This is a genomic window from Paenibacillus sp. GSMTC-2017, assembly GCF_016019935.1.
Lineage (GTDB): Bacteria > Bacillota > Bacilli > Paenibacillales > Paenibacillaceae > Pristimantibacillus.
Window position 1 is genome coordinate 510,341 of the sequence record NZ_JAECMT010000004.1, and the last position, 25,877, is coordinate 536,217.

The 25,877-nt window shown below is 43.2% G+C and carries 26 protein-coding genes; 16 read left to right on the forward strand and 10 right to left on the reverse strand.

Annotated features, from left to right (window positions below; genetic code table 11):
• Positions 1-2: 2 nt before the first annotated feature.
• The 4 genes from I6N90_RS18325 to I6N90_RS18340 all read left to right on the forward strand — a co-directional run bounded on the left by I6N90_RS18325 (position 3) and on the right by I6N90_RS18340 (position 3,561).
• Complete coding sequence (locus tag I6N90_RS18325) at positions 3-617, forward strand: alpha/beta hydrolase (RefSeq protein ID WP_197937059.1); 615 nt, start codon at positions 3-5, stop codon at positions 615-617.
• 26 nt (positions 618-643) lie between these two features.
• Positions 644-1,255, forward strand: coding sequence for a flavin reductase family protein (locus tag I6N90_RS18330; RefSeq protein ID WP_197937211.1), 612 nt, complete (start codon positions 644-646; stop codon positions 1,253-1,255).
• Positions 1,256-1,862: 607 nt separating this feature from the next.
• A complete protein-coding gene (locus I6N90_RS18335; RefSeq protein ID WP_197937060.1) occupies positions 1,863-2,480 on the forward strand; it encodes a LysE/ArgO family amino acid transporter in 618 nt (205 codons plus the stop codon).
• A gap of 172 nt (positions 2,481-2,652) precedes the next feature.
• A complete protein-coding gene (locus I6N90_RS18340) occupies positions 2,653-3,561 on the forward strand; it encodes an NAD(P)/FAD-dependent oxidoreductase (protein ID WP_197937061.1) in 909 nt (302 codons plus the stop codon).
• 296 nt (positions 3,562-3,857) lie between these two features.
• Here I6N90_RS18340 and I6N90_RS18345 read toward each other — a convergent pair whose 3' ends face one another.
• Positions 3,858-4,853, reverse strand: coding sequence for an N-acetylglucosamine kinase (locus tag I6N90_RS18345; protein WP_197937062.1), 996 nt, complete (start codon positions 4,851-4,853; stop codon positions 3,858-3,860).
• Positions 4,854-4,860: 7 nt separating this feature from the next.
• Positions 4,861-6,156 (reverse strand): 6-phospho-beta-glucosidase, encoded by a 1,296-nt coding sequence (locus tag I6N90_RS18350; RefSeq protein WP_232243092.1) that lies wholly within the window; start codon positions 6,154-6,156, stop codon positions 4,861-4,863.
• A gap of 244 nt (positions 6,157-6,400) precedes the next feature.
• Between I6N90_RS18350 and I6N90_RS18355 the strand changes: the two genes are divergently transcribed.
• The 10 genes from I6N90_RS18355 to I6N90_RS18400 all read left to right on the forward strand — a co-directional run bounded on the left by I6N90_RS18355 (position 6,401) and on the right by I6N90_RS18400 (position 17,424).
• Positions 6,401-7,264, forward strand: a complete 864-nt coding sequence (locus tag I6N90_RS18355) for a MurR/RpiR family transcriptional regulator (protein WP_197937063.1) — start codon at positions 6,401-6,403, stop codon at positions 7,262-7,264.
• A gap of 808 nt (positions 7,265-8,072) precedes the next feature.
• Positions 8,073-8,987, forward strand: coding sequence for an N-acetylmuramic acid 6-phosphate etherase (gene murQ / locus I6N90_RS18360; RefSeq protein ID WP_197937064.1), 915 nt, complete (start codon positions 8,073-8,075; stop codon positions 8,985-8,987).
• A 54-nt stretch (positions 8,988-9,041) separates the two neighbouring features.
• Complete coding sequence (locus I6N90_RS18365; protein ID WP_197937065.1) at positions 9,042-10,487, forward strand: ABC transporter substrate-binding protein; 1,446 nt, start codon at positions 9,042-9,044, stop codon at positions 10,485-10,487.
• Between the two features lie 84 nt (positions 10,488-10,571).
• On the forward strand, positions 10,572-11,474 hold the full coding sequence (locus tag I6N90_RS18370; protein WP_197937066.1) for a carbohydrate ABC transporter permease: 903 nt from the start codon (positions 10,572-10,574) through the stop codon (positions 11,472-11,474).
• A gap of 20 nt (positions 11,475-11,494) precedes the next feature.
• The gene (locus I6N90_RS18375; RefSeq protein ID WP_197937067.1) at positions 11,495-12,355 is read left to right on the forward strand and encodes a carbohydrate ABC transporter permease; all 861 of its coding nucleotides are present in this window, start codon (positions 11,495-11,497) and stop codon (positions 12,353-12,355) included.
• A 36-nt stretch (positions 12,356-12,391) separates the two neighbouring features.
• Positions 12,392-13,363, forward strand: a complete 972-nt coding sequence (locus I6N90_RS18380) for a GNAT family N-acetyltransferase (RefSeq protein ID WP_197937068.1) — start codon at positions 12,392-12,394, stop codon at positions 13,361-13,363.
• Positions 13,360-14,067: a PIG-L deacetylase family protein gene (locus I6N90_RS18385; protein ID WP_197937069.1), complete on the forward strand. Its 708-nt coding sequence runs from the start codon at positions 13,360-13,362 to the stop codon at positions 14,065-14,067. The genes I6N90_RS18380 and I6N90_RS18385 overlap by 4 nt, the downstream gene beginning before the upstream one ends.
• Before the next feature lie 49 nt (positions 14,068-14,116).
• Entirely contained in the window at positions 14,117-15,256 is a 1,140-nt protein-coding gene (locus tag I6N90_RS18390; RefSeq protein ID WP_197937213.1) for an exo-beta-N-acetylmuramidase NamZ family protein, read from the forward strand.
• Positions 15,257-15,273: 17 nt separating this feature from the next.
• Positions 15,274-16,191: an N-acetylglucosamine kinase gene (locus tag I6N90_RS18395; protein ID WP_197937070.1), complete on the forward strand. Its 918-nt coding sequence runs from the start codon at positions 15,274-15,276 to the stop codon at positions 16,189-16,191.
• A 15-nt stretch (positions 16,192-16,206) separates the two neighbouring features.
• Positions 16,207-17,424, forward strand: coding sequence for an anhydro-N-acetylmuramic acid kinase (locus tag I6N90_RS18400; protein ID WP_442950967.1), 1,218 nt, complete (start codon positions 16,207-16,209; stop codon positions 17,422-17,424).
• Between the two features lie 49 nt (positions 17,425-17,473).
• Here I6N90_RS18400 and I6N90_RS18405 read toward each other — a convergent pair whose 3' ends face one another.
• The 3 genes from I6N90_RS18405 to I6N90_RS18415 all read right to left on the reverse strand — a co-directional run bounded on the left by I6N90_RS18405 (position 17,474) and on the right by I6N90_RS18415 (position 19,601).
• Positions 17,474-18,253, reverse strand: coding sequence for a hypothetical protein (locus I6N90_RS18405; protein WP_197937071.1), 780 nt, complete (start codon positions 18,251-18,253; stop codon positions 17,474-17,476).
• A 75-nt stretch (positions 18,254-18,328) separates the two neighbouring features.
• A complete protein-coding gene (locus tag I6N90_RS18410; RefSeq protein ID WP_197937072.1) occupies positions 18,329-18,784 on the reverse strand; it encodes a hypothetical protein in 456 nt (151 codons plus the stop codon).
• Positions 18,785-19,022: 238 nt separating this feature from the next.
• Complete coding sequence (locus I6N90_RS18415) at positions 19,023-19,601, reverse strand: beta-class carbonic anhydrase (RefSeq protein ID WP_197937073.1); 579 nt, start codon at positions 19,599-19,601, stop codon at positions 19,023-19,025.
• A 231-nt stretch (positions 19,602-19,832) separates the two neighbouring features.
• Here I6N90_RS18415 and I6N90_RS18420 point away from each other — a divergent pair, with 231 nt between their 5' ends.
• Both I6N90_RS18420 and I6N90_RS18425 read left to right on the forward strand, forming a co-directional pair.
• Positions 19,833-20,315, forward strand: a complete 483-nt coding sequence (locus I6N90_RS18420; RefSeq protein ID WP_197937074.1) for an SRPBCC family protein — start codon at positions 19,833-19,835, stop codon at positions 20,313-20,315.
• The gene (locus tag I6N90_RS18425; RefSeq protein WP_197937075.1) at positions 20,290-20,646 is read left to right on the forward strand and encodes an ArsR/SmtB family transcription factor; all 357 of its coding nucleotides are present in this window, start codon (positions 20,290-20,292) and stop codon (positions 20,644-20,646) included. Before I6N90_RS18420 ends, I6N90_RS18425 begins: the two co-directional genes overlap by 26 nt.
• Before the next feature lie 119 nt (positions 20,647-20,765).
• On the opposite strand, the gene I6N90_RS18430 is transcribed toward I6N90_RS18425, so the two are convergent.
• The 5 genes from I6N90_RS18430 to I6N90_RS18450 form a co-directional block, all read right to left on the reverse strand.
• The gene (locus I6N90_RS18430; RefSeq protein ID WP_197937076.1) at positions 20,766-21,629 is read right to left on the reverse strand and encodes a 1,4-dihydroxy-6-naphthoate synthase; all 864 of its coding nucleotides are present in this window, start codon (positions 21,627-21,629) and stop codon (positions 20,766-20,768) included.
• A gap of 36 nt (positions 21,630-21,665) precedes the next feature.
• On the reverse strand, positions 21,666-22,397 hold the full coding sequence (locus I6N90_RS18435) for a futalosine hydrolase (protein WP_197937077.1): 732 nt from the start codon (positions 22,395-22,397) through the stop codon (positions 21,666-21,668).
• 1 nt (position 22,398) lies between these two features.
• Positions 22,399-24,705, reverse strand: coding sequence for a PAS domain S-box protein (locus I6N90_RS18440; RefSeq protein ID WP_332262471.1), 2,307 nt, complete (start codon positions 24,703-24,705; stop codon positions 22,399-22,401).
• A 64-nt stretch (positions 24,706-24,769) separates the two neighbouring features.
• Positions 24,770-25,267: a hypothetical protein gene (locus I6N90_RS18445; RefSeq protein ID WP_197937078.1), complete on the reverse strand. Its 498-nt coding sequence runs from the start codon at positions 25,265-25,267 to the stop codon at positions 24,770-24,772.
• Positions 25,268-25,318: 51 nt separating this feature from the next.
• Positions 25,319-25,822, reverse strand: coding sequence for a hypothetical protein (locus tag I6N90_RS18450; protein WP_197937079.1), 504 nt, complete (start codon positions 25,820-25,822; stop codon positions 25,319-25,321).
• Positions 25,823-25,877: the final 55 nt, after the last annotated feature.

The window sequence follows — 25,877 nt, forward strand, 5'->3', positions numbered from 1 at the left end:
GTATGAAACATTTATTTACTAAGGGTACAGATGAATCGGCGCCAGTATTGCTATTGTTGCATGGAACGGGTGGTACGGAGCGGGATTTGCTTCCGCTTGCTAATATGATTTCGCCTGCTTCTTCTGTACTTAGCGTTCGGGGTAACGTGCTAGAAAATGGTATGCCGAGATTTTTCCGACGGTTAGCGGAAGGTGTATTTGATATTGAAGATTTAATCTTCCGTACAGGGGAGCTTAACGATTTTCTTAATCAAGCCGCGGTTGATTACGGATTCGATCGGAGTAATGTTGTAGCAGTCGGCTATTCTAACGGAGCAAATATTGCGGGAAGTTTGTTATTCCAGTATAAAGATGCTTTGAAAGGCGCGATTTTGCATCATCCGATGGTTCCGATTAGAGATGTCGTTATCCCTGATATGACGGGATTGCCTTGTTTTATTGGGGCAGGAGAAAATGATCCGATCTGTACTCCGCAAGAGACGAGGGAGCTTGAGAGCTTGCTAGCTGGAGCGGGAGCAGAAGTTGAAGTGCATTGGGAACGGTTCGGTCATCAATTAACTAGCTCAGAAGCTGCTGCGGCAACCGAATGGTTTGGGCGGACATTTGGAAATAAATAAGTAGCGGCTGAGGGAGCGATTCAATGATGATTTCTATTGATCCAAAGGACCAGAGCGTGCAGGACAACTATAAGTTGTTGATTGGCAGTATCATCCCGCGTCCAATCGCATTTGTATCAACGCTCTCCGAGGAAGGGGTGCTGAATGCGGCACCTTTTAGCTTCTTTAACATTGTGACAGCTGATCCTCCGATGATAGCTGTGTCCGTGCAACGGAGGAATGGTGAGCAGAAGGATACGGCGCGCAATGCTATAAGTCGTGGGCAGTTCGTTGCTCATATAGCGGATGAGCTTTACATTGAAGCCATTAATGAGACGGCGGCAAATCTGCCTCCGAATGTGAGTGAAGTTGAAGTAGCTGGGCTGAAGGCTATTGCTAGTACAGTCATCGATGTGCCAGGGATAGCTGAAGCTAAAATTCGTATGGAATGTGTGCTGGAGCAAGCTTTGCCGCTAGGCGGTTCCGAAGGATCACCTTCATGTGATTTACTGATTGGCCGCGTCGTCCATTTCCACATTGATGATGCACTATACGAGAAAGGGCGTATAGATGCGATTGGCCTGCGGCCTGTCAGCCGCTTGGCGGGAAATGACTACTCGAAGCTTGGCGATATATTTACGGTTGTGCGGCCTAGTTAATTGAAATGCGATAACTACTCTGCTAGAGTCGGATTGTTAATTGAATAGTATTAGATATGAAAACATCGCTTCAAGAGTAGTATAACTTGGGCGATGTTTTTGTGTGTTTTATGCAACTTTATTTTTACTTTTTGTATCTATAAAGTGTAGATACAGTTCTGTACAATAATGAGGTGATAAGATGAGAAAAGTAATACTTAGGTCTTTTTTAGTTATCTTATCTCTCAGTAATGTATTTTGGCTTATAGGATATTTGTTTAACTTTGACAACATCCATACGAAGCAAACTCTTGCTGAATTTATGATAGTATTTACACCTCTTTGTCTATTGAACTTATTATTCCTATTTCGAATTAAGACAATAAAATGATATTTACCAGTTCTTATTGTTGTATTCCGATTCTCTTACGATGTAATTGAGTTCTTAAATGGAGTAGGAGGGAACGGCATCGAAGTGAGAAGATTTTTGAATACAGAGGATTGTAACATAGAATCTAGTTTGATCTCTGTAAGTTTTAAACAATTTCATTTATTCCCAATCACCTAAAAATTGCTATAATAATCGGATGGATTGTTAAGAAATGAATGGGGAGAGAGGGAGAACATTATGTTAGCAGCAATACTTCATGGAATCGTATTAGCTTTCGGGCTAATTCTTCCCCTTGGAGCGCAAAACGTATTTGTATTTAATCAAGGGGTTTCTCAGCCAAAGTTTAGAAAAGCACTCCCAGTCGTCATTACAGCATCACTTTGTGACACTATACTTATTTTGCTAGCGACGCTTGGGGTTTCGGTTATCGTATTATCTGTACCCGCGCTGCAAACTGTCATCTTTACTGTAGGACTTTTATTTCTTCTATATATGGGGTGGTCGATTTGGAGAAGTGATCCCGTAGCTCTTAATCAAAAGGAAGGAGCCATGTCGCCTAAGAAACAGATAATGATAGCTATTTCAGTGTCTCTTCTTAATCCCCACGCTATCATTGATACTGTGGGTGTAATTGGAACAAGTTCATTGAACTATTCAGGATCAGAAAAGATAGCTTTCACTACAGCTTGTATTATTATTTCTTGGTTATGGTTTCTAAGTCTTGCGATAGCAGGAAAAGTAGTTGGTAACTTTGATACTAAGGGTACTCTCCTAAAAGTAATCAATAAAATATCGGCTATCATTATTTGGATTGTAGCGATTTACATAGCTGTTGAGCTGTTTAAGATGTTTTAGATGATTGTCTTCGAGCTGTATCGTAACTAAAAAGGAGTTAGCTCAAGTAGATAGTTGAGCTGACTCCTTTTTTACATCGTAAGCATGACTATCCAAACCAAACGATATAAATAAAGGGTATACATTCTATAATCGTTATTGTTGGAATTAGGGTTTGAAGGGAGGAACCGAAATGATTGTAGATTGTGCTATTGTAGGTGGTGGCCCAGCTGGCTTGAACGCAGCTTTGTTGCTGGGAAGAGCGAGAAGGAGTGTTATTCTGTTCGATGATAACAAGCCACGAAATGCAGTGACAAGACATATGCACGGATTTCTAACGCGGGATGGCGTAAGTCCAGACCACTTTCGCGCTCTTGCTTGGCAAGATATTGTTCAATATCCAGGAGTGAAGATAGATCGGAATAGAGTAATTAGTATTTGGAGAGTAAACGGAGGTTTTCAACTACAGACAGCTGGTGGGGATGGAGGTGTCTTCTACGCTCGTAAACTAATATTGGCGACAGGTTTAAAAGAATCTTTGCCTGAAATACCTTATATCCATAGCTTTTATGGCAGAAGTTTATTTAGTTGTCCTTATTGCGATGGATGGGAGTTGCGAGATAAACCATTAGTCATTATCGCAGAGGGAGAAAATGCTTTTACATTAACAAGATTAGCATATCAGTGGAGTAAGGATATTCTTTTGTGTACGAATGGCAGTAATGAGTTAAGGGATAATGAGTTGTCTGGGCTTCGCCACAAAGGAATCGTAGTCTCGCATGAACGAATCGCTTCTTTGGTAGGTGAAGATGGCATACTACGTGGCTTGCGATTTGTTGGTGGTAGAGAAGTTCAACGTACGGGAGGTTTTGTTTCACCTTATTGGAAGCAAGCCTCTCACTTTGCCGAAAGTCTAGGTTGCTTAATGAATGAAAACGGCGGTATACATACAGATGGGCTTGGGCGAACGAGTGTATTTGGGGTTTATGCTGCAGGGGACAATTCAATTATAGCTCCAGCTCAAGCGAGTATTGCTGCTGGTGAAGGTAGTAAAGCCGCGATTGGCGTTAATGCAGATTTAGTAAAAGAAGATTTTGTGTAAAGTGGTTGGTGAAGTGTTCGTCTCACTGATGTAACCGAGAAAATCAGGTTAGCGGTACGGAGACAAACCTTCGGCGAGTTTGATTTGTTGATGAAAAAGCAGCCGATCGTTATGGTCGACCGCAATTGCATCTCTAGTGCCAACTTTATTTGTTGTTCTTCTTTTCTTTTACAAGTGGTTTAGTAATCGACACGCATACAATTCCGACTACCTAGGCTAGTTATAAGCAGGAATAGGCTATCTTCAAGTTAGTGAATCTGCTTGAAAATAGCCCATTAACTTTATGAGTGATGAAACTAGCTAACCGCTACTATTACCTTTTCCCGTATTTCCGGTTCAACTGCTCCACCATTTGTTAACTCCAACGCCCACAAAACAGCCCCTGCCGCGGGAGGAACTTCTAATAAAATATAGCGGCATTCGCGTCCAGCAAGTTCATTGACATATCGTTTATAGAGATCGCGCATCACTGGTGATTTTGCCTTTACCCAGACGGAGCCAGCCATAATAATGTCTGCGGATTCTGTGCCGAAGTCGAGTTGACGCAAACAGCCTGCTGTAGAGTAAGCCATCTGCAATGCTGATTGACTTACGATGTTCATCGCGACAGCATCGCCATTCTCCGCGGCCGAGAATAGGATCGTCACGATTTCAGTATTAGGTAGCGTTCTAGCAACCATACCTTCCAAAGCTCGCTCCATAAAACGATCCTTGCCTGGTACTCCGAGCAGTTTCATTACTGGTGCTGCCATCGTTGTCTTCGGGCCTAAGCGATAGAATGAGTCGTAGATTGTACGAAGCACCCTCCTCGCTAAGAAGAATCCGCCGCCTTCGTCACCAGCGAGCTCGCTACCAACGCCGCCAACTTGCAGTCGCTCACCACTAGGCGAAATGCCGCCTGTGCAAGCACCAGAACCATTTATCGAGCAGATGCCATATCCCTTGTCGCTACCCGCTTTGATACCAAGGAAAGAGTCGTTGTCCATAGCGTAGTTGGTAAATCCGATTCGCTCAATGACTTCGTTAAGCTTCTCTTTCTGCGATGGAATATCTGCTCCTGCAAGTCCGAAAGCTCCCGAAGCGATGTCCTCCATCGATAGCCCATTACGCGAGAGCAACAGTCCGATTTGTTCATTCATCTCTTTCCATGCACTTTCATAGCCGCCCGGGAACCGCTCATGGCTACAAGTTCCCGCACGAATATGATCCTTGAAATCACCATTTACATGGAACAGGTAATAGTCTGTTTTGCTATTTCCTCCATCGACGCCGATTACATACTGCTTAGCCATAACAGTCCTAGTCCCCTTGAGAAAATTGCGGTAGATAGTTACGATGAGCTTCCTTTAGCTCTTGGAAACAATCATGTGCAGTCTGGTAGTCAGCAACAAGTGGATTCATCATTAATGCCCGCATAGCCGCTTCTTCACTACCTTCTACCGCTGCTACGACCGTTTCTCTCTCGTAAGCTTTTATCATGCGCATATAATCAATAATATGGCGGTTGTTGAACTCTGGCAGACGAACCGGTTTGGCGCCGTCTTTCCCAATAATAGCCCCAACCTCAATCGCATCGGTATCTTCCATAAAAGGAAGTGCTCCATTGTTTAGTAGATTGACGACGTGCAATTCTTGCTTATCGTTAAAGATCGCATCTACTAGACTGATCGCTACTTCGGAGTAATTGGCTCCACCACGGGAAGCGAGCAGTTCCGGTTTCGAGTGAAGCTCAGCATTGGAGTAAATCTCTAGAAGCTCTTCCTCGATAGCCATACATTTCTCACCACGAGTTTGTTCGCTTTCTTTCAACAAATTAAGTTTTTTATCTTTAAAATAGTAATATTCCATATACGATGATGGGATTGCGCCTACTAATTGAACGAGCTCCTTACTAAATCCACTAGACGGAATGTTTTTCATCGTCTCGCTGTTTAGTCCCATTTCGAGCGCATTTTTTAAATAGTCTTTACCTTCATGTTCGATAGCTGTAATCCAGCTCAGATGGTTGAGACCAACATAAGTCAGATTAGCATCTGGAAGTTCAAGCGTTTCGCGGATACTTTTGAACATATTGTACGGTACATTGCATAGACCTAACATTTTCACATTTGTATGATTAAGAACGGCTTCTGTAATGATGCCCGCAGGGTTGGAGAAGTTGATGAGCCAAGCATCTGGACAAAGAATTTCCATTCGTTTCGCAATATCTAGTACGACCGGAATGGTACGCATCGCTTTAAAAAATCCGCCAATGCCACATGTTTCTTGGCCAATCAAGCCATATTTTAGAGGGATTAGTTCGTCTTGAACGCGTGCTGGCAGCTTGCCTACACGAATTTGTCCAAGGACGAAGTCAGCACCACGAAGTGCATCGTCTAAGATTTGTGTTTTAACCACTTTGCAGTCCATGCCAGCGGCTTCCACCATCCGTTCACATAAACCGCCAACGATATCTAGTTTTCTTTCGTCAATATCCATAAGGGCAAGTTCTTGGAGAGGTAAAACATCTTTGCGTTTAATAATGCCTTCCATAAGCTCAGGTGTATATGTGCTTCCTGCTCCGATAATTGCGATTTTCAACGTGTTGTTCATCATTTTCACTCATCCTTTGCCGCAATAGTTAGAGATCTATGAACCGAATTATGATGACATTGTAGCACGCACCTTACGTTCAGACAATTAAAATTGCAACAAAACAATCATTTTGATAAAAAGTTTTGAAATAATATTTCGTTAATGTAAAATAGATATTACATATTCGCTAGGAATAATACTTGTAATTTGTTAGTAATACGTATACTATTTAGTTGCGAAAATATGAAGCGGCAGGGAGCGGCACATGGCGATAAACGATAACGTGTTGATCAAGATTCGGGACCGCAAAGACAGTCTTACACCTGTTGAACGGTTAGTGGCCGAATATATTTTAAACAACAAAGAAGAGATTCCACACCTCTCGATTAAAAACCTGGCTCAAGGTAGCAAGACAAGTGATGCATCTGTACTTCGCTTCTGCAAAACGATGGGCTACAATGGCTATCGAAGTTTTATCGTCAGCATCTCTGCATCATTAGGCTCCATGGACGAAGAATCAGGCGACCAGTACACGGATATCCAGCCAGGCGACGAATTGCAAACGATTATATCTAACATAAGCAGAAATAATATTCGTTCAATCGAAGATACGCTTAGTGTCCTCGATCGTTCGGCGGTAGCGCGGGCTGTTGAGGCGCTTCGTACGAGCAAACGGATTATCTTTTTCGGCATAGGCGCATCGGGTTTAGTTGCCCAAGATGCAGAGCAGAAGTTTACGCGTATTAATAAAATTTGTCATGCCTTCACAGACGGACATAGTCAGCTTACAGCTGCTGCGCTACTGTCGAAGGACGATGTTGCTATTTTTATATCTAATTCAGGTGATACGATTGAAATATTGGACTCGCTCGAAATCGCACAAAAAAACAATGCACATATTGTTGCGATTACGAAGTACAGCAAGAGTGAATTGTCTGATCGTGCAGATACGTTGTTAAGCATCTCTACACCAGAGATATCTATTCGCAGCGGAGCGATGGGTTCGCGTATCGCAATGTTGACGATTATCGACATGTTATTTGCAGGTGTAGCAAGTGCTGACTATCAGCAAGTAAAAAAATATTTGTCCAAGAGCCATACTATTATTTCTAACAAGCGTAGAAGATAGTGACGATAACAGTAAGATAAAGGAAGAAGACATTCAAGCCTTTTTGTTCGGGGCTTTGGATGTCTTTTTGTTGTTGTGCTTGGGGTGGGGCGGTGATTTGTAGTGCGATGAGGTAAGGTGATAGAAGGTGCTGTATTGGTGAGAGGGTGCGGTATTGTTGACACGGCAATGTATCTTCGAGGACACCAGATCCGTTATTTGCTGTAAAACTGTCTGTTTTCGGTTTTCGAGGACAGAGGATCTCTTATTGCATAATTATTGGGTTGTTGTGACTCTATTTCGAGCAAATAGCGGATCGTATGTCCCCCAAAATGAAAAATGTGCCTAGTATATGCAAATAGCGGAACGTGTGTCCTCGAAAATAGCATATGAGCTGTAGTGGCGCCAAAAAGCGGAACGTGTGTCATCGAAAGCAACATTCGAGCTGTAATAGCGAGATATCTCATCTAAACAGCACCCGTGCTGATTTAAATTGCGACAAGCTTCAATACTAGCTACCTAGTCAATATAGTCTCTAGCGCAGATAGCGCACGTTATGAAAAAATGGGAATTCATCCACACAAAATGATGAATGCGCTTACATATCAAGTCGCCCAAAATACGCACTATAGCTGCATTAACAGCACCTTCGACCTCCAACAAATTCCGATTTAAAATTCCAACGAATTATTCCACAGTAAAAATTTATTTCAAAATGTATTGACGCATTTCAAATAAATTGCTTAATATAGAACTATGTTCAACCAAAGAATCGAATCGATCAGATGGGTAATCGAAACCTAAACATGATCACGTAAGGGGAATCACTATGACTGACTATCTTGCAAGTTTAACGACGGAGGGGATAAATTCCGAAACGAGCATGATCGATGAGCTCACAACGGAAGGAATGCTGAAGCTGATTAATCAGCAAGATGCATTAGTACCGGGGGCAGTTGCGGCAGAAATGAGTAACATCGCCCGTGCTGTGGAAGCGCTTCATCGAGTGTTATCGAATGGCGGAAAGATGTATTACATCGGCGCAGGAACATCGGGAAGACTTGGTGTACTTGATGCTTCGGAATGTCCCCCTACCTTCGGAACTGATCCCGCGCTGATACAGGGACATATTGCTGGTGGAGATATCGCACTGCGAGTTGCTGTTGAAGGTTGCGAGGATGATGGTGAGGAAGGTAGAGCACTTATTGACCGTATCGAAGTGACGAGCAAAGATGCCGTCATTGGAATTTCAGCAAGTGGAAGCGCAGCTTTCGTTATTGAGGGATTGCGAAGAGCTGGTGAGATTGGTGCAGTTACGATCTGCGTGGTTAACAATAAAGGTACAACTCTTGAAGAAGTAAGCCATATTTGTATTGCTCCAGTCGTTGGACCAGAGGTTATCTCAGGTTCGACAAGAATGAAAGCGGGTACAGCACAGAAGCTAGTGCTTAACATGCTTACGACTGGCACGATGGTGAAGCTGGGCAAAACGTATAACAACCTTATGGTAGACATGAAGGCTAGCAACAAAAAGCTGTATATTCGGGCTTTACGCATGGTTAGAATGACAACTGGTGTGGATCATCAAGCAGCAGAAAATGCTTTGCAACTTGCTTCGCTAGACTGCAAGCTCGCCATTATGATGATTAAATCTGGATTGAAAGCTGATGAAGCGAAGACATTATTGGCCGAAAGCGGTGGCAGCCTGAAGAAGGCTATACGCATCTGCACCAAAGCGATCTAATAGGCTTGGCCGGATGCCAGCATATAGAACTTACATTAAGGGAGGATCTTAGCAATGAAAAGAAAAACAAGATTTGCTGCAACAGTACTCGCTCTTATGTTATCTGTCGGTGCATTATCAGCATGTGGTTCTGGCAACAACAAACCTGCTCCCAGCGGTTCACCTAGCTCGACTAGTGGGGCAGAGGCAAGTGGAGCTAAAGACACAATTACAGCGTTGCTTCCGCCGGTGTCTCCAAATTACCAAAAAAACTTTAAGCAAATGGAAGCAGACTTCACTAAGCTTTATCCGAACTTAACTCTTAAAATTGAACCTGCGAGCTGGGAAGATATGACTCAGAAGCTGGATACGCAAGTAAATGCGGGCAGCCCTCCTGATCTAGCTTTTATCAACTCCGAAGGTATTTCAAAATATGCACAAATGGACATGGTGATGGACATTAGTGATGCGGTAACACCTGAGATGGTTGCTGACTTTGATGAAGCGCCACTTGCGTATATGAAAAAAGATGGTGGCTTGTTCGGTCTTCCAGCTTACATGGAAGTTCACGCTATTGGCGGTAACAAGCAGTTCCTTGAAGAAGCAGGAATCGACTGGAAAAAAATTCAGCAAGAAGGCTGGACGTACGATGAGTTCCGCGAAGCAATCAAAAAAGGTGTTGTTCAAGAAAATGGAGCAACTTCCCGTTATGGCTTCGTATTTGCAACATCAGGTGTTGCAGCGAGAGATTACTTAGGTATTCTTGTGAAAAATGCAGGTTTGCCTTCACCTTTCACAACGGATCACAAGTATACGTATACAAGCAAAAACTTCCTAGAAGTGCTTAAAGCAGTACGTCAAATGATCGACGACGGTTCCATGCCAAAAGAGCTTAGCTCCGTAGATGCAGGAAAACGTTGGAACATGTTCCTAACTGGCCAAACGATGATTACTGGTAAAGGTCTTGCTGTATTCGAAAACTCTGCAAACAACAATAACAAAAAAATTGATGCTAACGATGGCAGCGCAGTTGCTAACAGCATCAAAGTAGACTATATCGTATTGCCTCTTCCATCTTTTGCAGGACATAAGCCAGTATCGCATGCAGTAGTAGACGGTTATGTAGCATTCCGTGGTAAGTCAGAGCCAACAGCTGAGCATAAAGCAAATGTAGCGAAAGCAGCTTATTTCCTAGCAGCAGGACAAACATCAGCGGCAACAAACAGCGATTTGTTCGCAGCATTTATTACAGACAGCGCACGTAAAGCAGCTGAAAGCATGGAATCTACTCGTAACCCAGACAACATTGCAGCAGTTGACAAAATGTTAGAACATGCAGCACCTGCTCGCCCTGATATTCCAGTTGTACTTGGTGCTAAAGCGATTAAAGTAGAAACAGAAGTTATCATCCCTAAACTTCAAGCATTGCTTGCAAATGAAATTACACCAGAAGAAATGCATGAAGCAGTTACGAAAGCTGCTATCGAGGCATTTGGAGCAGATGGAGTAGTAAAAGAGTAATTTGACACTCGGATAGCCGCTCCTTGATCGGGGCGGGCTATCCGATCTATGTTTTGAACTGGTATTGGAGGGGAGTCCTGCAGTATGGCTCGAGCAAATTCGAAGGGAAGTTATCGCTTAAACAAGGGAGACAGCATGTGGGCGTATGTCTTTATTGCTGTTGCTCTTATCGTATATGCACTGTTTACAGCTTATCCTGTTTTGAGTGCATTCATTATTAGTTTTCAGGAGTACAAACCGTTAGGCTCAGAATTTATTGGACTAGACAACTACGCGAGTATTTTTAAGAGTGAGCTATTTGGAAAAGCAGTTTGGAATACGGTCATTTATACGTTACTAACTGTCCCTGTAGCACTCATTCTTTCATTTGGTGTCGCCATTATGATTATGCCTCTGAAAAAATGGGCGCAAACAACGTTTAAAGCAGTCTACTACTTGCCTGCTGTTGCATCTGGTGTGGCACTTTCCGTTGTATGGCTATGGATCTTCGATCCAATGGCAGGCGGTATGCTAAATCAGCTTATAGGCGTATTCGGTATCGAGAGCCAGAACTGGCTAGGTTCTAGTTCAACGTCTATGTTCTCACTTGTCCTTATGTCGTGGCTGTCGAGCCATGGTACTAGCATTATCATTTACGTAGCAGCCTTGCTCGGAATTGATCAGAGTTACTATGAGGCAGCAGACATTGACGGTGCTTCGTTTTGGCAAAAGATGTGGCATATCGTTATTCCATGCCTGAAGCCTACGACACTTTTCCTACTCGTAACTGGCGTAATTGGCTCTTTCCAAGTTTTCCAAAACGCATACCTTATGACAGGCGGCGGACCGGATCACTCAACAACGATGGTAGGTCTCTTAGTCTTCGATACAGCGTTCAAATATTTTGAATTCGGGAAAGCAGCAGCTCAATCACTAGTTTTAGCTCTTATTATCGGTATTATCGCATTTATTCAGTTCAAATTCCTTGGCAAAGACGTGGAATACTAAAGTAGAAGGAGGGGCTCATCTTGTCATTGTTCAACAACCATTTAGGAAATCCAGTCTTCAGATATGCGCGTAACACGATTATCGTAGTCCTCCTTCTACTATTTGCGATTGCGACATTGTTTCCAATCTTCTTTATGATTATGTCGTCTTTCGGAGATCCCGTAGAAGCAGGAGCAATTAGCTATTCCATCTGGCCGGGTAAGTTTTCACTCGATTCATACAAGTTTTTCTTCGATTATAGTGAATATTCATTCCGTTGGATCTGGAACTCATTGTTTGTGGCAACGATTATTATGATCTCGAACGTAGTATTTGCGACTATGGCGGGTTATGCATTTTCAAAGCTTCAGTTTAGAGGCCGCAATGTACTGTTCGCTGTATTGTTAAGTGCCATGATGATTCCGTATCAAGTAACACAAGTTCCTCTTTATATTTTGATCGTTAATATTTTTGAGATTCAAAATACGTATAAAGCACTTATAATGCCTTCGTTAGTTACGGTGTATAACATTTTCCTTGCGAAGCAGTTTATGAGTTCAATTCCGAAAGAAATATTGGAAAGCGCTAAGGTAGAAGGTGCTAACCAATTGAAAATTTTCTTCAAAATCATCATGCCGCTATCCAAAACGGTTATGGCTGTTATGGCGATTTTAACGTTTATGGAAGCATGGAATACGTTCTTCTGGCCATTCCTCGTTACGAACACGATGGATATGCAGACGATTCAAGTAGGTTTGAAAAACTTCCGTTTTGCGAACACAACTTATTTTGCTCCAATGATGGCGGGTGCGACTATTTCGGCATTGCCGATGTTTATTCTCTTCTTTAGTCTACAACGTTACTTCCTTGAGGGTGTAACAGTAGGCGCAGTTAAAGGTTAATCCATTGCATACGTGGATAGTCGAAGGAGGATTACAATGATTGCGACTTGGCATGACCGTTATACGTCCCAAGTAATCGCCTTATGGAACGAAGAGGCGGTGAAGGACGGTTATAAGGAAATGACAGAGGAATCCTTTCATAACATCTTCTTGCGCAATACTTACTTCGATAGAGAAAACACCTTTGTATGGCTTCAAGGCGGGTTTGTGCAAGGTTTCGCATGTGGATGTACAGGGAATGATCTTCCTCTAGGTGACGTTGCAGGTTATATTACTTGCATCATTTTGAGGGAGACATACCGTACAGATGCACGTTTCAAAATGTTGCTTGATGTGATGGAGCTGCGCTTCGAGCAGCTCGGTAAAAAACAAGCTGAGGTACTCTTTTTCAATCCGATGCAATTACCTTGGTATATTCCTGAGACAGCCCGGCATGAGCATAATAATGCGCCGGGTTTTCCTGTAGGCAGTAAAATTCATCAGTTTCTAACTAGTGTTGGTTATATAGATAGAGCTACTCAATGTGCGATGTATTTACTGCTTAGTGAATTTAAAGTACCGCTGAACATCGTATCTAAAGAAGAAAAGGCAGCATTGCTCGGATATCGAGTAGAGTTGTTCCATCAAGAGCGTCATAGCGGATTAAACGAAATGTTAGATGGACTCGCTAACCCCTTATGGAAGAAGGAGATTAATAGAAGCGTTAAGGAAGGTGCTCCAGTTGTTATCGCCGTATGCAATGATGTTGCTGTTGGTTTCGCTGGCCCTGTCATTCAAGGGAAGAATGGGCGCGGCTATTTTGCTGGTATTGGCGTTCTGCCTGAGCACGAGGGACACGGATTAGGTTCAAGTCTATTTTTTCGATTATGTGAAGCGTTCCAATCCAGTGGAACAGAGTATATGTCGCTCTATACAGGCAGTAACAATCCTGCTATTCGCATCTATGAGAAAGCCGGATTTACAACGGTGAAAACATTCGCGATTATGAGAAGGGAGCTTGTACAATGAATGAACGCAAGAGGATAACCATTTTGGGTATTGGTGCTCATGTAGGCGACGTGGAACTAGTAGCAGGCGGTGTACTTGCTAGCCATTATTTGAAGGGCGACAAAATTGCAACATTGGCGCTAACAGCAGGCGAACGCGGTGTTCCAGATGGTAAAGATGTGAATGAATATCGAGAACAGAAAATACGCGAGGCTCATACTTTTGCAGAAATGCTAGGTGGAGAAGCTCGTGTTTTTGACATTCCAGACGGAGAAATTGAAGACGATCAGGACATCAGACTTCGTGTATGCGATGTCATTCGCGAAGTGAAACCGGACATTATCATTACTCATCATAGCCAAAGTATGCATAAAGATCATGCTACCACTCATCGTATTGTGAATGATGCTAGATTTTTTGCGGGATTGCGTGCAATGGAACGTGAGCTTCCTTCCCACTTTGCCCCTAAACTATATTATGGAGAGAACTGGGAAGATGCTGTAGATTATGTGCCGTATGTGTATGTAGATTTCAACCAAGAAGCATTTGACCTTTGGATCAAAGCATTGTCTACACACTGGTTCGTAACGGGCAGCAAGTCGTTTAATTATATGGACTATTACAAGTCGCTCGCGCGAGTTCGCGGCCTTGAGGCGCGGAAGGAATATGCGGAAACATTTATGGTTCCGGCTGAAACGATGCGCCTGCGTCAAGCAGAGCTATAGAAGCTGAACGAAGTAAGAAGTACGTAGTATGAAGTATGAGGTGGAAAATATGATCCTTAACGGTATCGATAACATTTCGAAGTATGCACATTTATTTCAAGGCAAGCGAATCGGCTTAATTACTTCCCCTACGGGACTAGATGCTAATTTTCGGTCAACGATTGATATTTTGCATGAACGATTTCATCTTGCGGCAATGTTCTCCCCAGAGCATGGTGTACGTGGTGATCTGGCGGCGGGCGCGCTTGTCGATACTTATGTAGATGCTAGGACGGGTGTACCCGTTTATAGTCTTTATCGGAAGGATTCCAAGAGACTGACTAAGGAGATGTTGGATGCGGTAGACATCGTTGTTTATGATATTCAAGATGTCGGAACTCGCTATTATACGTTTATTTATACAATGTTATATGCACTGGAAGACTGCGCTGGTGCAGGAAAACCATTTGTTGTACTCGATCGCGTTAACCCGTTAGACGGGGTGACAGTAGAAGGCAATGTGCTCAAGAAGGAGTTTCAGTCGTTTGTTGGCAATTATCCGTTAGCTGTTCGTTATGGGTTAACAGCCGGAGAAGTTGCGACGATGGCAAATGAAGAGTTGGGCTGGAACGGTGAGCTTCATGTTGTTCGTTGTGAAGGGTGGAGTAGAGGAATGAGCTTCCGAGAGACGCGAAGACCTTGGATTCCGCCTTCTATGGGAATTCCTCGTTACGATACTGCACTTCTATATCCGGGAACCTGTTTATTCGAAGGGACGAATATTTCGGAAGGACGCGGGACGACAGCTCCATTTGAGATGATTGGAGCGCCTTTTATAGATGCACAGCAGCTTTCGGAGGAGATGAATGCGAAGAAGCTATCGGGTGTACATTTTAGACCAGCTTATTTCAAGCCAACTTTCTCGAAGCACGAGGGTGAGCTATGCGGCGGTGTTTACGTTCATGTGTTGGATGAGCGAGCTGTGCGTACTGTAGAAACTGGTGTTAAGCTTATGTTCACCATTCAGGAGATGTATGCTGAGTTTGCGTTTCTAACGCCCGTACGGGAAAATGGAAGGCCGTTTATCGATTTACTGTGCGGAGATCGTGTATATCGGGATAAGTCGATAAATGTTGATATGCTGCTAGAATCATTTGCAGAGGAAAGTCTAGCATTTGCGGATCGGAAGAAGCAATTCCATCTCTATTGATATTGGAGTGAATGTAGATGAAATATGTTGTCGGTTTGGATGGTGGTGGGACGAAGACAGCAGTAACGATTGCAGATGAGCAGGGTGCGATTATAGGCACGTTCGTCGCAGGAGCGCTTAACTATAATGGGCAAGACGAAGCTAGTGTACGAATTACGCTCGCACATATTTGTGATGAGATCGAACGAATTTGCGATGGTGGACTGGGTGCGTGTGAAGCAATATGTATCGGTGCAGCAGGTATAAGCAATCCAGTAGTCAGCGGGCGATTGACGTCTGGATTAAGAGAGAACGGATATAACGGCAAATTAGTGCTGGTCGGTGATCATGAAACTGCTCTTTGTGGCGCACATGAAGGATTATACGGCATTATTATCATTGCTGGTACGGGATCTATTTGTTACGGACGAAATACATCTGGTGCTATTCATCGTTCTGGTGGATTTGGCCATCTTATTGATGATGAAGGAAGTGGCTATAGTATTGGTCGCGACCTGCTATCTGTTGTGGTACGAGCTTATGACGGACGGGAAGATGCAACTATCATTACGAAGCTTGTTTATGACCGTCTTGGAATAGGGACGGTGCAGGAAATCGTTGGGTTTGTCTACGATAAAAGTAGAAATAAAGGGGATATCGCGGCACTAGCTTCCCTGTTATCTGAAGCATGCGAAGCGGGTGATAAAGTCGCCCAGCGTATAGCGATTAAAAATGCGAATGCTCTAGTCGAGCTAGCTTCTGCCACTGTGGAACAGCTCGGTTTACAGGAAGGCGAGCTTTCACTTCTTGGTAGCGTGCTACTGAACAATCGCCATATTCGCGAGTTGTTCAAGTCGCGGATGAAGGAGCGGTATCCGAGGCTTCGTTGTATCGAAACGAAACAAGATGCAGCTTATGGTGCTGTTTTGCTAGCGCTGGATAGCATTCGGAAGTAAAGTTTAGCCTGAGCAATGTTGCAACTATGGGAGCGTGGGGGAATCATGTTAAAGTGGACGACGGACAAACCTTTTGTCTTTGCAGTTGGACTTATGTCAGGAACGTCACTTGACGGTGTTGATGCTGCTATCGTACGGATTGAAGGATCGGGACTGGATGCTAAAGTGCAGCTTTTACACTATTACACAAGATCTTACGATGATGCTCTACGCGAGAGAATAAAGGAACTTTGTGACCCAGCAAACTCGGACATTTCTAAATTATGCGGCATGAACGTCTATATTGCGGAGTTGTTCGCTGACGCAACGTTGGAGGCTATACATGAGGCGGGACTGTCGCTTTCCGAGATTGACTTCATTAGCTCACATGGACAAACTGTATGGCATATGCCAGACTCAGTGCAGGATGACCCTTATATGGTGCGATCCACTTTGCAGCTAGGAGACTTGTCGGTTATCGCCAAAAAGACGGGAATATTAACGGTGGGTGACTTCCGCCCAGCGGATATGGCTGTAGGAGGTCAAGGAGCACCGCTTGTACCCTATGGGGATCTCATACTGTTTGGTCATCCAAGCAAAGGACGATTGCTTCAGAACATTGGGGGTATAGGGAATTGTACTGCTTTGCCTCCAAGAGCTGGAACGGACGATGCATTCGCCTTCGACACTGGCCCTGGCAATATGATTATCGACCAGAGCGTTCACACGCTGACAGATGGCAAAATGAGCTACGATGCAGAAGGGTCTTGGGCAGCAATTGGTACGGCTGATGATGAACTACTTGCCGAGATGCTAACTCACCCATACTTTGAGATGCCTGCGCCGAAGTCAACTGGTCGCGAGTTGTTTGGTACAGCCTATACAGCTGCTTTTCTTGAGCGTGCTGGTGAACGAGGGCTTGCTGCTGCCGACATCGTTGCAACGGCAACTGCATTTACAGCACATACGATTGCTAACGCGTGTAAGGGGATTGTATTACCACGATGCCAAATTGATGAAGTTATAGTAAGCGGCGGTGGCGCACATAATCGCACGTTGATGAATATGCTCGCAGCGCTGCTTCCTGAGCAGAAAATTATGAACGCTGGTACACTTGGGCTCGCTGATGATGCGAAGGAAGCTGTCATATTCGCATTGCTTGGGCATGCTTTCCTATGTGGAAATACGAACAATGTGCCCGCTGCAACGGGAGCTATACGTCCAACAGTAATGGGTAAGCTTGCGTTGCCTTAACCTATTTAATTGGTTCACAAAGTTTATTAATAATCGAGAGTCGAGTGGTTTAGTCGATAGAAAACGGAGGTGACTTACCGCCGCTGCCATTATGTTCAAGACTGCCTCGACTCACTATATAAGAAACCCACTGTTCTCCGCGATCTTCTTCTTTACTCCAACTTTCCACAAAAAACACTTCATATGTCTCTTCGCCTAGCTCACTAACTTTTGTCTCGCGGGTGACTGAATAGCCGTCAATTTCGGTTGTCGTTTTACCAACTTGATCTGGATAAACTCTGGTCATTGTACCATCGCCAGCTGTTGCAATTGAAACAGCGTCCTCCTTAGTAAAAGGCCCCACTGGCAACGGTGGTGGTGCAGGGGGAAGTAAAGCGGATACCAGGACTGTAATGACAATTGGCAGAAGGAACAAACCGATCCATACTTTTAATCGGTGTTTGTTGTTTTGTATACAAATTAGTAATTGATCCATTAGGAAATAGACGAGTGCTGCCCAAGCGGTGAAATAAATAAACCAATCCAATTTCAATAAAATAGCATGCAATGCTCCGAAGGCAACATGTCCAATGCCCTGAGTAATAATGAGAACTGAACGGTTTTTAATCCATTTAGGCAAGAGAAACTCTAGTCCAACTGATATAAGAGATCCATAAATTAGAATAACAGGAAAGGCGATCATTCCTGAAATACCCATCCAGCTCAAAAACGAATCGACTGTATAGTTTTTATCACCTTTAACCAACATGGATAATAGTGGAATACAAATAATTAAAGCGAAGGCGGAGATATAGGTGTTCAAAACTTTACGACCTAGCACGTGCAGCATTATTGATGTCTCCTTTTATTTGGCTAGTTGTGTACGTGACAAGCAACCTAATTTTGATATAACGTAATAGATATTCTAACACGTGTTCCTATTTCGGTGAGCAAGTTCAGTTCCGATAATCATAATGCAAAGTACAACCATAATTGTAATCAACCAAAAAGCTCCATGTGACCATAAGCTTGGCGTTGGATAATTGCCAGAATAGGTGGCGAGTATGTACCGACCTTCCGGTGTTTTTACTGCAATTTTGGACTTTTTGTTTGCACCCTCAATCGCGTAATACTGGGTACCCTTTGGATATGTATTTGAAAAGTTACCGTGATACGTTCCTTCTCGATCAGAATAACGTGTAACTTCGCCAAGTCGCTTCCCAATGCTGTCAGATTGAATTTCCTTATCGGTAATTGTATAGCTGTTGCCATCATATACAACGAAATTATTTATCCAGTCGGCGGATATCGTTACAGGTTGTAGGAATAGTATCATGATTACAATAAATGAACGGAGCAGAAAAGTTACCATTTGGCGCATAACAAGTCCCCCAGTACTAATCTCTATCCTATATGAACGAAATTTGCGATACGAATTGCACTCCTATATAGACGTTAATTATGGAGTAAAAGTTGTGACTTGCTCGGTGGGCGTAGAACAACAGAAAACAACCTCGCTGAATCACTCTTACAAGTGTCAGGGAGGTTGTTTTGTCATTACTATTTTATTTAAACAGATAACTCTCAAAGTTCAATGGAGCACATCTATTTCTAGTTTCTTATTGTGTGTTTGACTCTTCTCTGTAATCTTCAACAAGAACCTCAAGTGCACCTGTTTCTGGATGAATGACGAAGCCATGAACAGGGATATCTTTAGGGAATAGAGGATGATTACGAATCATTTTGACACTGTGCATGACACCTTCCTCAGAGCTGCCGAAGCCACGAAGGAATTTTTCCATACGAATGCCTGCATTTTCAAGTGTTTCAACTGCAAGAGGGTCAATTCCATGTTCGCTAAATTTACTAATTAAGGCATTTGTATCAAGGTTGGTCATGCCACAGCCATGATGTCCAATAACGAGCACTTCACGTGCTTCGAGCGCATATACAGCAACAAGAATGCTTCGCATCGCACTACCGAACGGTTGTGTCAGAATGGCACCTGCATTTTTAATAAACTTAGCATCTCCGTTACGAAGATTAAGAGCTTTGGGAAGCAATTCTACAAGTCGTGTATCCATACAAGTTAGAATAGCAATTTTTTTCTCGGGGAATTTGTCTGTCAAATATTCCTCGTATTGCTTTTCCTCTACGAATTGTTTATTAAATGCCACAAGCTGAGACACAATAGACATTGACCGTCCTCCTTTAGATTAAATGTGAATCGATTCGTATCGTCTTCGCATTAGTAAGCATATAAGTTGTGGTTGTTCTATTCAACCCTACTATGTATTATTCATACAAAGTCGGCATCCGTCAAATGAAGGATTTGTTGACGCGAAACCAAATGGTATCGTATAGTGATAATATGAAACCATTTGGTTTCGTAATTAGTTGGAAAGCTATCATGTAGTGGAGGTTAATATATGAATAATCATCAAGGTCATGTTGAAAATAGTGGAAAAGCAGAACAGTCAAAGCTGCCTGATGTAGTAAAGGATATTACGATTAAAGCACCTATAGTGAAAGTATGGGAGGCTGTTTCAACAGCAGAAGGAATTGGTGCGTGGTTTATGCCTAACAATTTCGAGCCTCAAGTTGGATTTGAGTTTCATGTTGATGCAGGACCATTCGGCAAATCGCCTTGTAAAGTATTAGAGATTACCCCACCGAATCGTCTTTCGTTCCGCTGGGACAAGGATTGGATTATTACTTTCGAGCTGCAAGAGACGGAGGAAGGTACCCGCTTTACGTTGACACATGGCGGATGGTTAGCTGAAGGTGTAACAGCCTTTAATGAAAAACATGATGTTGTTCGAGATCGTATGGGTAAAGGCTGGATTGGTATTGTACAGAAACTCGCACAATATGTGGAGGATCAATATGGCGGAACCAGCTCAGAAGTATGATGTATTTCAGGCAATTGCCGACCCAACTCGGAGGAAGTTATTGCATTTATTAGGTAATGAAGAGATGCCTGTTACAGAAATTAGTGGGCACTTTCCAATGACTCGGACAGCTGTGTCCAAACATCTTAGAGTGTTGGCGAAAGCGGGGCTAGTGCGGGATCGCAAGGTAGGAAGAGAAACAAGGTATCGATTAAATGCGGAGCCGCTGCGTGAGCTTGAGCAATGGTTGTCTTATTATGAACGATTCTGGGATAACAAGTTGTCAATGCTCAAACATTATGTAGAGTCCAATAATACAGACATATCGACTCGGGCAAAAGCAGAGGACTAGTGTAGTGAGCAGAATTGCTGATGCGAGCTAGAGCTACTGTAATGTTATCCAAATAAAAACGGTCTCACACACTCTAACGAGAGTATGGAGACCGTTTTTCATTTGCAGAGTGCGTTACGTTACCGCAGTAGGCTCAAATCAAATGAAGGTACGAGGCCCTGAGCGGCGGCTCGTCCTAATAATGCTTCAACAGCGCTGTAGCCTTCTTCACCAAGATCGCGGCTAAAGCTGTTCACGTACAGATCAATATGCGACTTCGCAACTTCAGGAGAAAGCTCTTGTGCATAATCCATAATATAAGATTGTGAAACGTCAGGATTCGCCCAAGCATAATCAACAGACTCACGAATCCAACGACTAATTGCTTCGCTATCTAGTGTCCTACGAGCGATAATGGCTCCAAGCGGTATAGGAAGTCCGGTGTCAGATTCCCACCAACTGCCGAGATCGGCCACCATATGAAGTCCATAAGTCGGATATGTGAAGCGGGCTTCATGGATAACAAGCCCTGCATCTATCTTGCCATCTCTCACAGCAGGCATAATTTCATGAAAAGGCATGACGATTACTTCTCCTACACCACCCGGTACCTGCTGTTCTACCCATAAACGGAACAGCAAGTATGCAGTGGAGCGTTCGCTAGGAACTGCAATACGTTTACCAGAGAGTGTAGCGCCATTAATATGCGCTCCACCCTCAAGCGAATTTTTTGTAAGGACAAGTGGTCCACAGCCTCTTCCAAGGGCTCCGCCACAAGGCAATAAGCGATAATCGTTAAGTACCCAAGGCAATGCTGCATAAGAGATTTTCATTACTTCCGGACCTTCTAAGCGAGCTGCAAGATGATTAGTTATATCAATATCCGCATAAGTTACATTCAGTTTGGGAGCACCAGGTACAAGTCCATGAGCCCAAGCGTGAAAGATGAATGTGTCATTAGGACAAGGAGAATAGGCAATGTTTAGGCTAGGTTGAGTAGACATTTGTGAGATAAACCTCCTCTATAGGCAAGATAGCATTTACGTATCGAGGTTATCGATATGCTTTGGGAAAAGTGTAGCGATCGCATAGCTAGCATCTTCTAGTGCTTGTAATGCTTCACCAATGCGCCAAGCAGAGCGGTCTCGAGGACCGACCTCATTAGATATTGCTCGTAATTCCATGACTGGAATACCTAATTGCTCCGCTGCAATAGCTACGCCATAACCCTCCATACCTTCGGCAGCTGCACCAGGCACAAGTTGTGAACGAAGCTCAGCTGTAGCTGATGAGCCTGTTGCCGACGACACTGTAATAATGGGAGCATATACAACGGTAAGACCACTTAGCGCTAATGCAGACAAAAGTTTATCGTTCCATGATTCGCTCACTGCTACATGTGATGACCCGAATCCGAGCTGATCGACACTTAGAAATCCATCTTGTGTCTCCGCCCCAAGATCTGCTGCTACAATGCTATCAGCGAGTACGAGTGAGCCGATGCTCGCACGTGAAGGGAACCCGCCACCGATGCCAACACTAATAACAAGTTCATACGTACCGTTAACAATTGAAGTAGCTGTTCTTGCCGCAACCGCAGCAGGACCTACACCCGCCGAAATGACATTGATGCGTGAAGGGCGAGCTTTTGCAAGACCTCTAATGACAGCATCACGTTCTGCATCAACGGCTGTGACGATAAGGATACGCTTGTCGGTAGGATAATTATTATCATCTATTAAGACATTAGCGAATGAATGTTGATTTGACATCTTATTGTACTCCTTTTTCCTCAAGAGGTAGGCAGATCGATTTTTCAGGAATCGGTAAACGAATTTCTACACAAGTGCCTTCACCAATCTTACTATAATAATGCATGCTACCTAGATGAATGGCGATAATTTGTTGGCAGATCATTACGCCGAGACCGTTGCCGCCTTCTTTCTTAGAATAGAAAGGTTCGCCAATTCGTTTGAGATCGTCTTCAGAAATACCTTTTCCTTGATCGATGAAGCAAATGATAATTTCGTGGTCATCGAAACTCTTGAGCTCGATAATGAGTTCCCCGCCATCTTCCATCGCTTCGAGGCCATTTTTGATCACATTGACGAACACTTGCTTAAGTTGGCTTGCTACGCCTGGAATAGTAGGGATATCGGTCAGTTTCCGAACGACAAGTTCCACATTATAAAGTTTAGCTTCTGAATCCATAAGCATCACAATATCCCCGACGAGTTCGTTTATTTTCAAACAATCTTGTCTGATAGCTTGTGGTTTAGCAAGTACAAGAAACTCGCTGACAATCATATTAATTTGATCCAGTTCGGATAACATCAGGTCCAGAATAACGGGTGACAATGACCCTGTTCGCTGGTAGTGTTGCACGAAACCTCGCAAAGTCGTAAGAGGGTTTCGAACTTCATGCGCAACGCCCGCTGCCAGTTGACCTACGACGGACAGCTTCTCGGATCGTCTAATCATTTCTTCTGCTTGTTTCCGTGAAGTTATATTACGTGAAATCGAAGCGATCGCGATAATGGCATCATGTTCGTTTCTAATAGCCGAAATTGTGATGCTGATCTCAATACTATCACCAGTCTTAGTAAATCGAGTCGTCTCATGGTCCGTAACCGAACCACCAGTTATAACCTTATGAATAAGATCTTCATAAGCCGTGCGATATTCTTCAGGAACAGTAGGAAGTGGATGACCAATTACTTCGTCTCTCCGCCAGCCATATATGGCCTCAAAAGCGTTATTCACTTGAATAATTCGTCCTTGTAAATCGATTACGTGAATCGCATCTGAAGTGTGATTTACAAAGGATTCCAAGTATTGCTTTGTACTTTGTAACTCATTCGCAGTGTCCTTAAGCTGAGTCGTATATTTATTAAGGTTAGCACCCATTGTATTAATTCGCGTAGCCAGTAGACCCAATTCATCGTTGTTATGAATAACGGTGGTAGCTTTGAAGTTGCCGGTAGCTATTGCGTTGACTGTTATTAATATTTGATTGAGCGATCGTATCATATAGCCTGCAATAAAATAGCTAGAAATCAGTGTGATCATTACAAGTACAAGCGAGATTAAAATATGTGCAAAAAGTTGCCTTTTGAGCGGCTCATGAAGTGCTTGTTCATCGAATGCAACACTAATGACATAGTGCTTGTCCGCTATAATTGGAATAAAGCTCCGTAGTACTTGCTTGCCGTTAGAAGAATGACTATTGGTGATCGTTTGTCCAGTTGTAACAACTTCCTGAACAATAGCTGTTTCTTCGGCTGTATTTTTGTACGTGTACGTACCGAAGGGAATAGCTCTAACATCAAGATTGTGTACGGGCACACCTTTTTTCATCTTTATAATCGGAGCAGTACCAAAATACTGCGGGTCGATACCTGTTATTTCTAGAAGGGCAGGCTGTTGATTAATCAGTTTACGAATAACATCATTAGTACCGTTTACAAGATCGTACTTAAAGTTTTTATCTGTATTGATAATCGTATTGATCATGTAGTTTGTGGAACCGTCGTAATAATAGCCCCATTTGTTAATAAGTGTAGGGTCAGAAACGGCGTAGTTGATAGGACCTGTCCAAAAGTTTTGTAACGTTTGTCCTTGTTTAATATCAACTTTTTTTAAATTAAATAGCTGGTGAAAAGCTGTATTCCAATAATCCCATGACTTAGAGCTTAAGCCCAGTTCGTCGGGATTAGAGGATTTAACGGAAATAACCTCACCGTTAATACGTTGCCAGAGTGTTAAATCATCTATGCCGAGCTCATCACGCAGCGCTACTAACTGCGCATCTGTAACTTGCTCGATATCTGGATTTAATTTCTCTTGGGCGACCATAGCGGCGAGGCGAAGTTTAATACCCAGTTCTATATCCATCGTATTACGATTTTTTTCTAATGTCTCAAGAGTGACAACAATCTGCTTGGCGATAGCCTGCATTTGTCTCTCGTAAGTATTTTCTTGATTCACTTTGGAAGACATATAAGAAGACGCAATATTAAGTAATAATATGATGGCGACAATCATTGAGATGGAGAAAGATAACTTAGCTTTGATTGACACGATTGTTCCTCCCGAAGTCTAGGATGTACCTTAATAATTAGACAACGGGAGGTCGAAATCCTGTCTACTCGCGTCGAAATTGCTCGTCTTGTAAATATTGGACGGATTCTTCATACGTTTCGAAAGCCATTTCTAGTTCTTTGCCAGCGTAGACATACCAGAGGTCATCTTCGAGAAGCAACGTTAGGCGTGCACCGCCCGGTCCTCTCCAAAATTCTGCACGTGAAGATTGGAAGGAGTCTTTTGGTTCGCGGGCAACTCTAGTGTCAGCTACTTCTAAAGAGTCACCAGTAAGCGAAGTGATCGAACGAGCAATTAATTGCTTTAGCTCATCTGACTCGAAGTCACGGATGTTAACCATGCCTTTGGCATCTGTGGGCACTCCCTTAAGAAGTCCGGCAAATACAAAGCCGTTTCCGTTCGGGTGTAAGTGGTAGACGACTGTTTGTTTCTCATGGACACTCTCTTCATAATGAAAGTTTACGCGGCCAAGCGAAACGTCCTTTCGCTGAAGTTCAGGAAAGGACGTAATGATAGCTAGTTTTTGGTCAAATGTAAGCATATTACAGGGTGAGCCTCCTCAGAATAGACAACGGTGAATGGGTGCTTCGTCTTAGTCTGTCTTTTTTCTTAGCAATAAAATCGCTGCTCCACCTACGACAAGAAGAACTGCGAAATACGGCTGTTCCGATAACACAGTATTAAATAGCGCACCGAATGAAAAGACAATGAAGAACAATAGAGAGAGCACGGTTAAAATATTGATTGGAATGAGCAGCCATTTGTTACGGTTGCCGAACCAATAAAATTCAAGCAAACCAACTGCAGGGGCAAGGATAAAGCCAGGCCACATCACGTGCCAGTTGTTAAATAACATGGAAATTTGACAAACGATACCAACTGTTATCAAAGTACCGCCTGGAATTAAAAGTCCAAGACCTCTTCTGCCAGTCATACTGAAATATAGCCAGTGAAAGAACAGACCTAGCGGAAGTACAAATAGTGATGGCCAGAAGTATGCAAAGATTTTACCAGGTCCGAATGTTTCACCTTGATTAAGTAGCAACATGACGCCGAGCAGCAGTAGAAGTGAACCGCCAATTGTTTTGATCTTCATACGAATGAACACTCCGTTCCTTATAAATTATAATGGATCATTACTCACAATCAAA

What these genes read in the sequence shown, in the direction of transcription:
- I6N90_RS18395 (WP_197937070.1), top strand. Translation starts at nt 15,274, where the DNA reads ATGAAATATGTTGTCGGTTTGGATGGTGGTGGGACGAAGACAGCAGTA.
- I6N90_RS18435 (WP_197937077.1), bottom strand. Translation starts at nt 22,397, where the DNA reads ATGTCAAATCAACATTCATTCGCTAATGTCTTAATAGATGATAATAAT.
- I6N90_RS18415 (WP_197937073.1), bottom strand. Translation starts at nt 19,601, where the DNA reads ATGTCTATTGTGTCTCAGCTTGTGGCATTTAATAAACAATTCGTAGAG.
- I6N90_RS18410 (WP_197937072.1), bottom strand. Translation starts at nt 18,784, where the DNA reads ATGCGCCAAATGGTAACTTTTCTGCTCCGTTCATTTATTGTAATCATG.
- I6N90_RS18385 (WP_197937069.1), top strand. Translation starts at nt 13,360, where the DNA reads ATGAATGAACGCAAGAGGATAACCATTTTGGGTATTGGTGCTCATGTA.
- I6N90_RS18330 (WP_197937211.1), top strand. Translation starts at nt 644, where the DNA reads ATGATTTCTATTGATCCAAAGGACCAGAGCGTGCAGGACAACTATAAG.
- I6N90_RS18335 (WP_197937060.1), top strand. Translation starts at nt 1,863, where the DNA reads ATGTTAGCAGCAATACTTCATGGAATCGTATTAGCTTTCGGGCTAATT.
- I6N90_RS18370 (WP_197937066.1), top strand. Translation starts at nt 10,572, where the DNA reads ATGGCTCGAGCAAATTCGAAGGGAAGTTATCGCTTAAACAAGGGAGAC.
- I6N90_RS18350 (WP_232243092.1), bottom strand. Translation starts at nt 6,156, where the DNA reads ATGATGAACAACACGTTGAAAATCGCAATTATCGGAGCAGGAAGCACA.
- I6N90_RS18390 (WP_197937213.1), top strand. Translation starts at nt 14,117, where the DNA reads ATGATCCTTAACGGTATCGATAACATTTCGAAGTATGCACATTTATTT.
- I6N90_RS18450 (WP_197937079.1), bottom strand. Translation starts at nt 25,822, where the DNA reads ATGAAGATCAAAACAATTGGCGGTTCACTTCTACTGCTGCTCGGCGTC.
- I6N90_RS18425 (WP_197937075.1), top strand. Translation starts at nt 20,290, where the DNA reads ATGGCGGAACCAGCTCAGAAGTATGATGTATTTCAGGCAATTGCCGAC.
- I6N90_RS18420 (WP_197937074.1), top strand. Translation starts at nt 19,833, where the DNA reads ATGAATAATCATCAAGGTCATGTTGAAAATAGTGGAAAAGCAGAACAG.
- I6N90_RS18325 (WP_197937059.1), top strand. Translation starts at nt 3, where the DNA reads ATGAAACATTTATTTACTAAGGGTACAGATGAATCGGCGCCAGTATTG.
- I6N90_RS18355 (WP_197937063.1), top strand. Translation starts at nt 6,401, where the DNA reads ATGGCGATAAACGATAACGTGTTGATCAAGATTCGGGACCGCAAAGAC.
- I6N90_RS18340 (WP_197937061.1), top strand. Translation starts at nt 2,653, where the DNA reads ATGATTGTAGATTGTGCTATTGTAGGTGGTGGCCCAGCTGGCTTGAAC.
- I6N90_RS18345 (WP_197937062.1), bottom strand. Translation starts at nt 4,853, where the DNA reads ATGGCTAAGCAGTATGTAATCGGCGTCGATGGAGGAAATAGCAAAACA.
- I6N90_RS18445 (WP_197937078.1), bottom strand. Translation starts at nt 25,267, where the DNA reads ATGCTTACATTTGACCAAAAACTAGCTATCATTACGTCCTTTCCTGAA.
- murQ (WP_197937064.1), top strand. Translation starts at nt 8,073, where the DNA reads ATGACTGACTATCTTGCAAGTTTAACGACGGAGGGGATAAATTCCGAA.
- I6N90_RS18400 (WP_442950967.1), top strand. Translation starts at nt 16,207, where the DNA reads ATGTTGCAACTATGGGAGCGTGGGGGAATCATGTTAAAGTGGACGACG.
- I6N90_RS18405 (WP_197937071.1), bottom strand. Translation starts at nt 18,253, where the DNA reads ATGCTGCACGTGCTAGGTCGTAAAGTTTTGAACACCTATATCTCCGCC.
- I6N90_RS18430 (WP_197937076.1), bottom strand. Translation starts at nt 21,629, where the DNA reads ATGTCTACTCAACCTAGCCTAAACATTGCCTATTCTCCTTGTCCTAAT.
- I6N90_RS18365 (WP_197937065.1), top strand. Translation starts at nt 9,042, where the DNA reads ATGAAAAGAAAAACAAGATTTGCTGCAACAGTACTCGCTCTTATGTTA.
- I6N90_RS18380 (WP_197937068.1), top strand. Translation starts at nt 12,392, where the DNA reads ATGATTGCGACTTGGCATGACCGTTATACGTCCCAAGTAATCGCCTTA.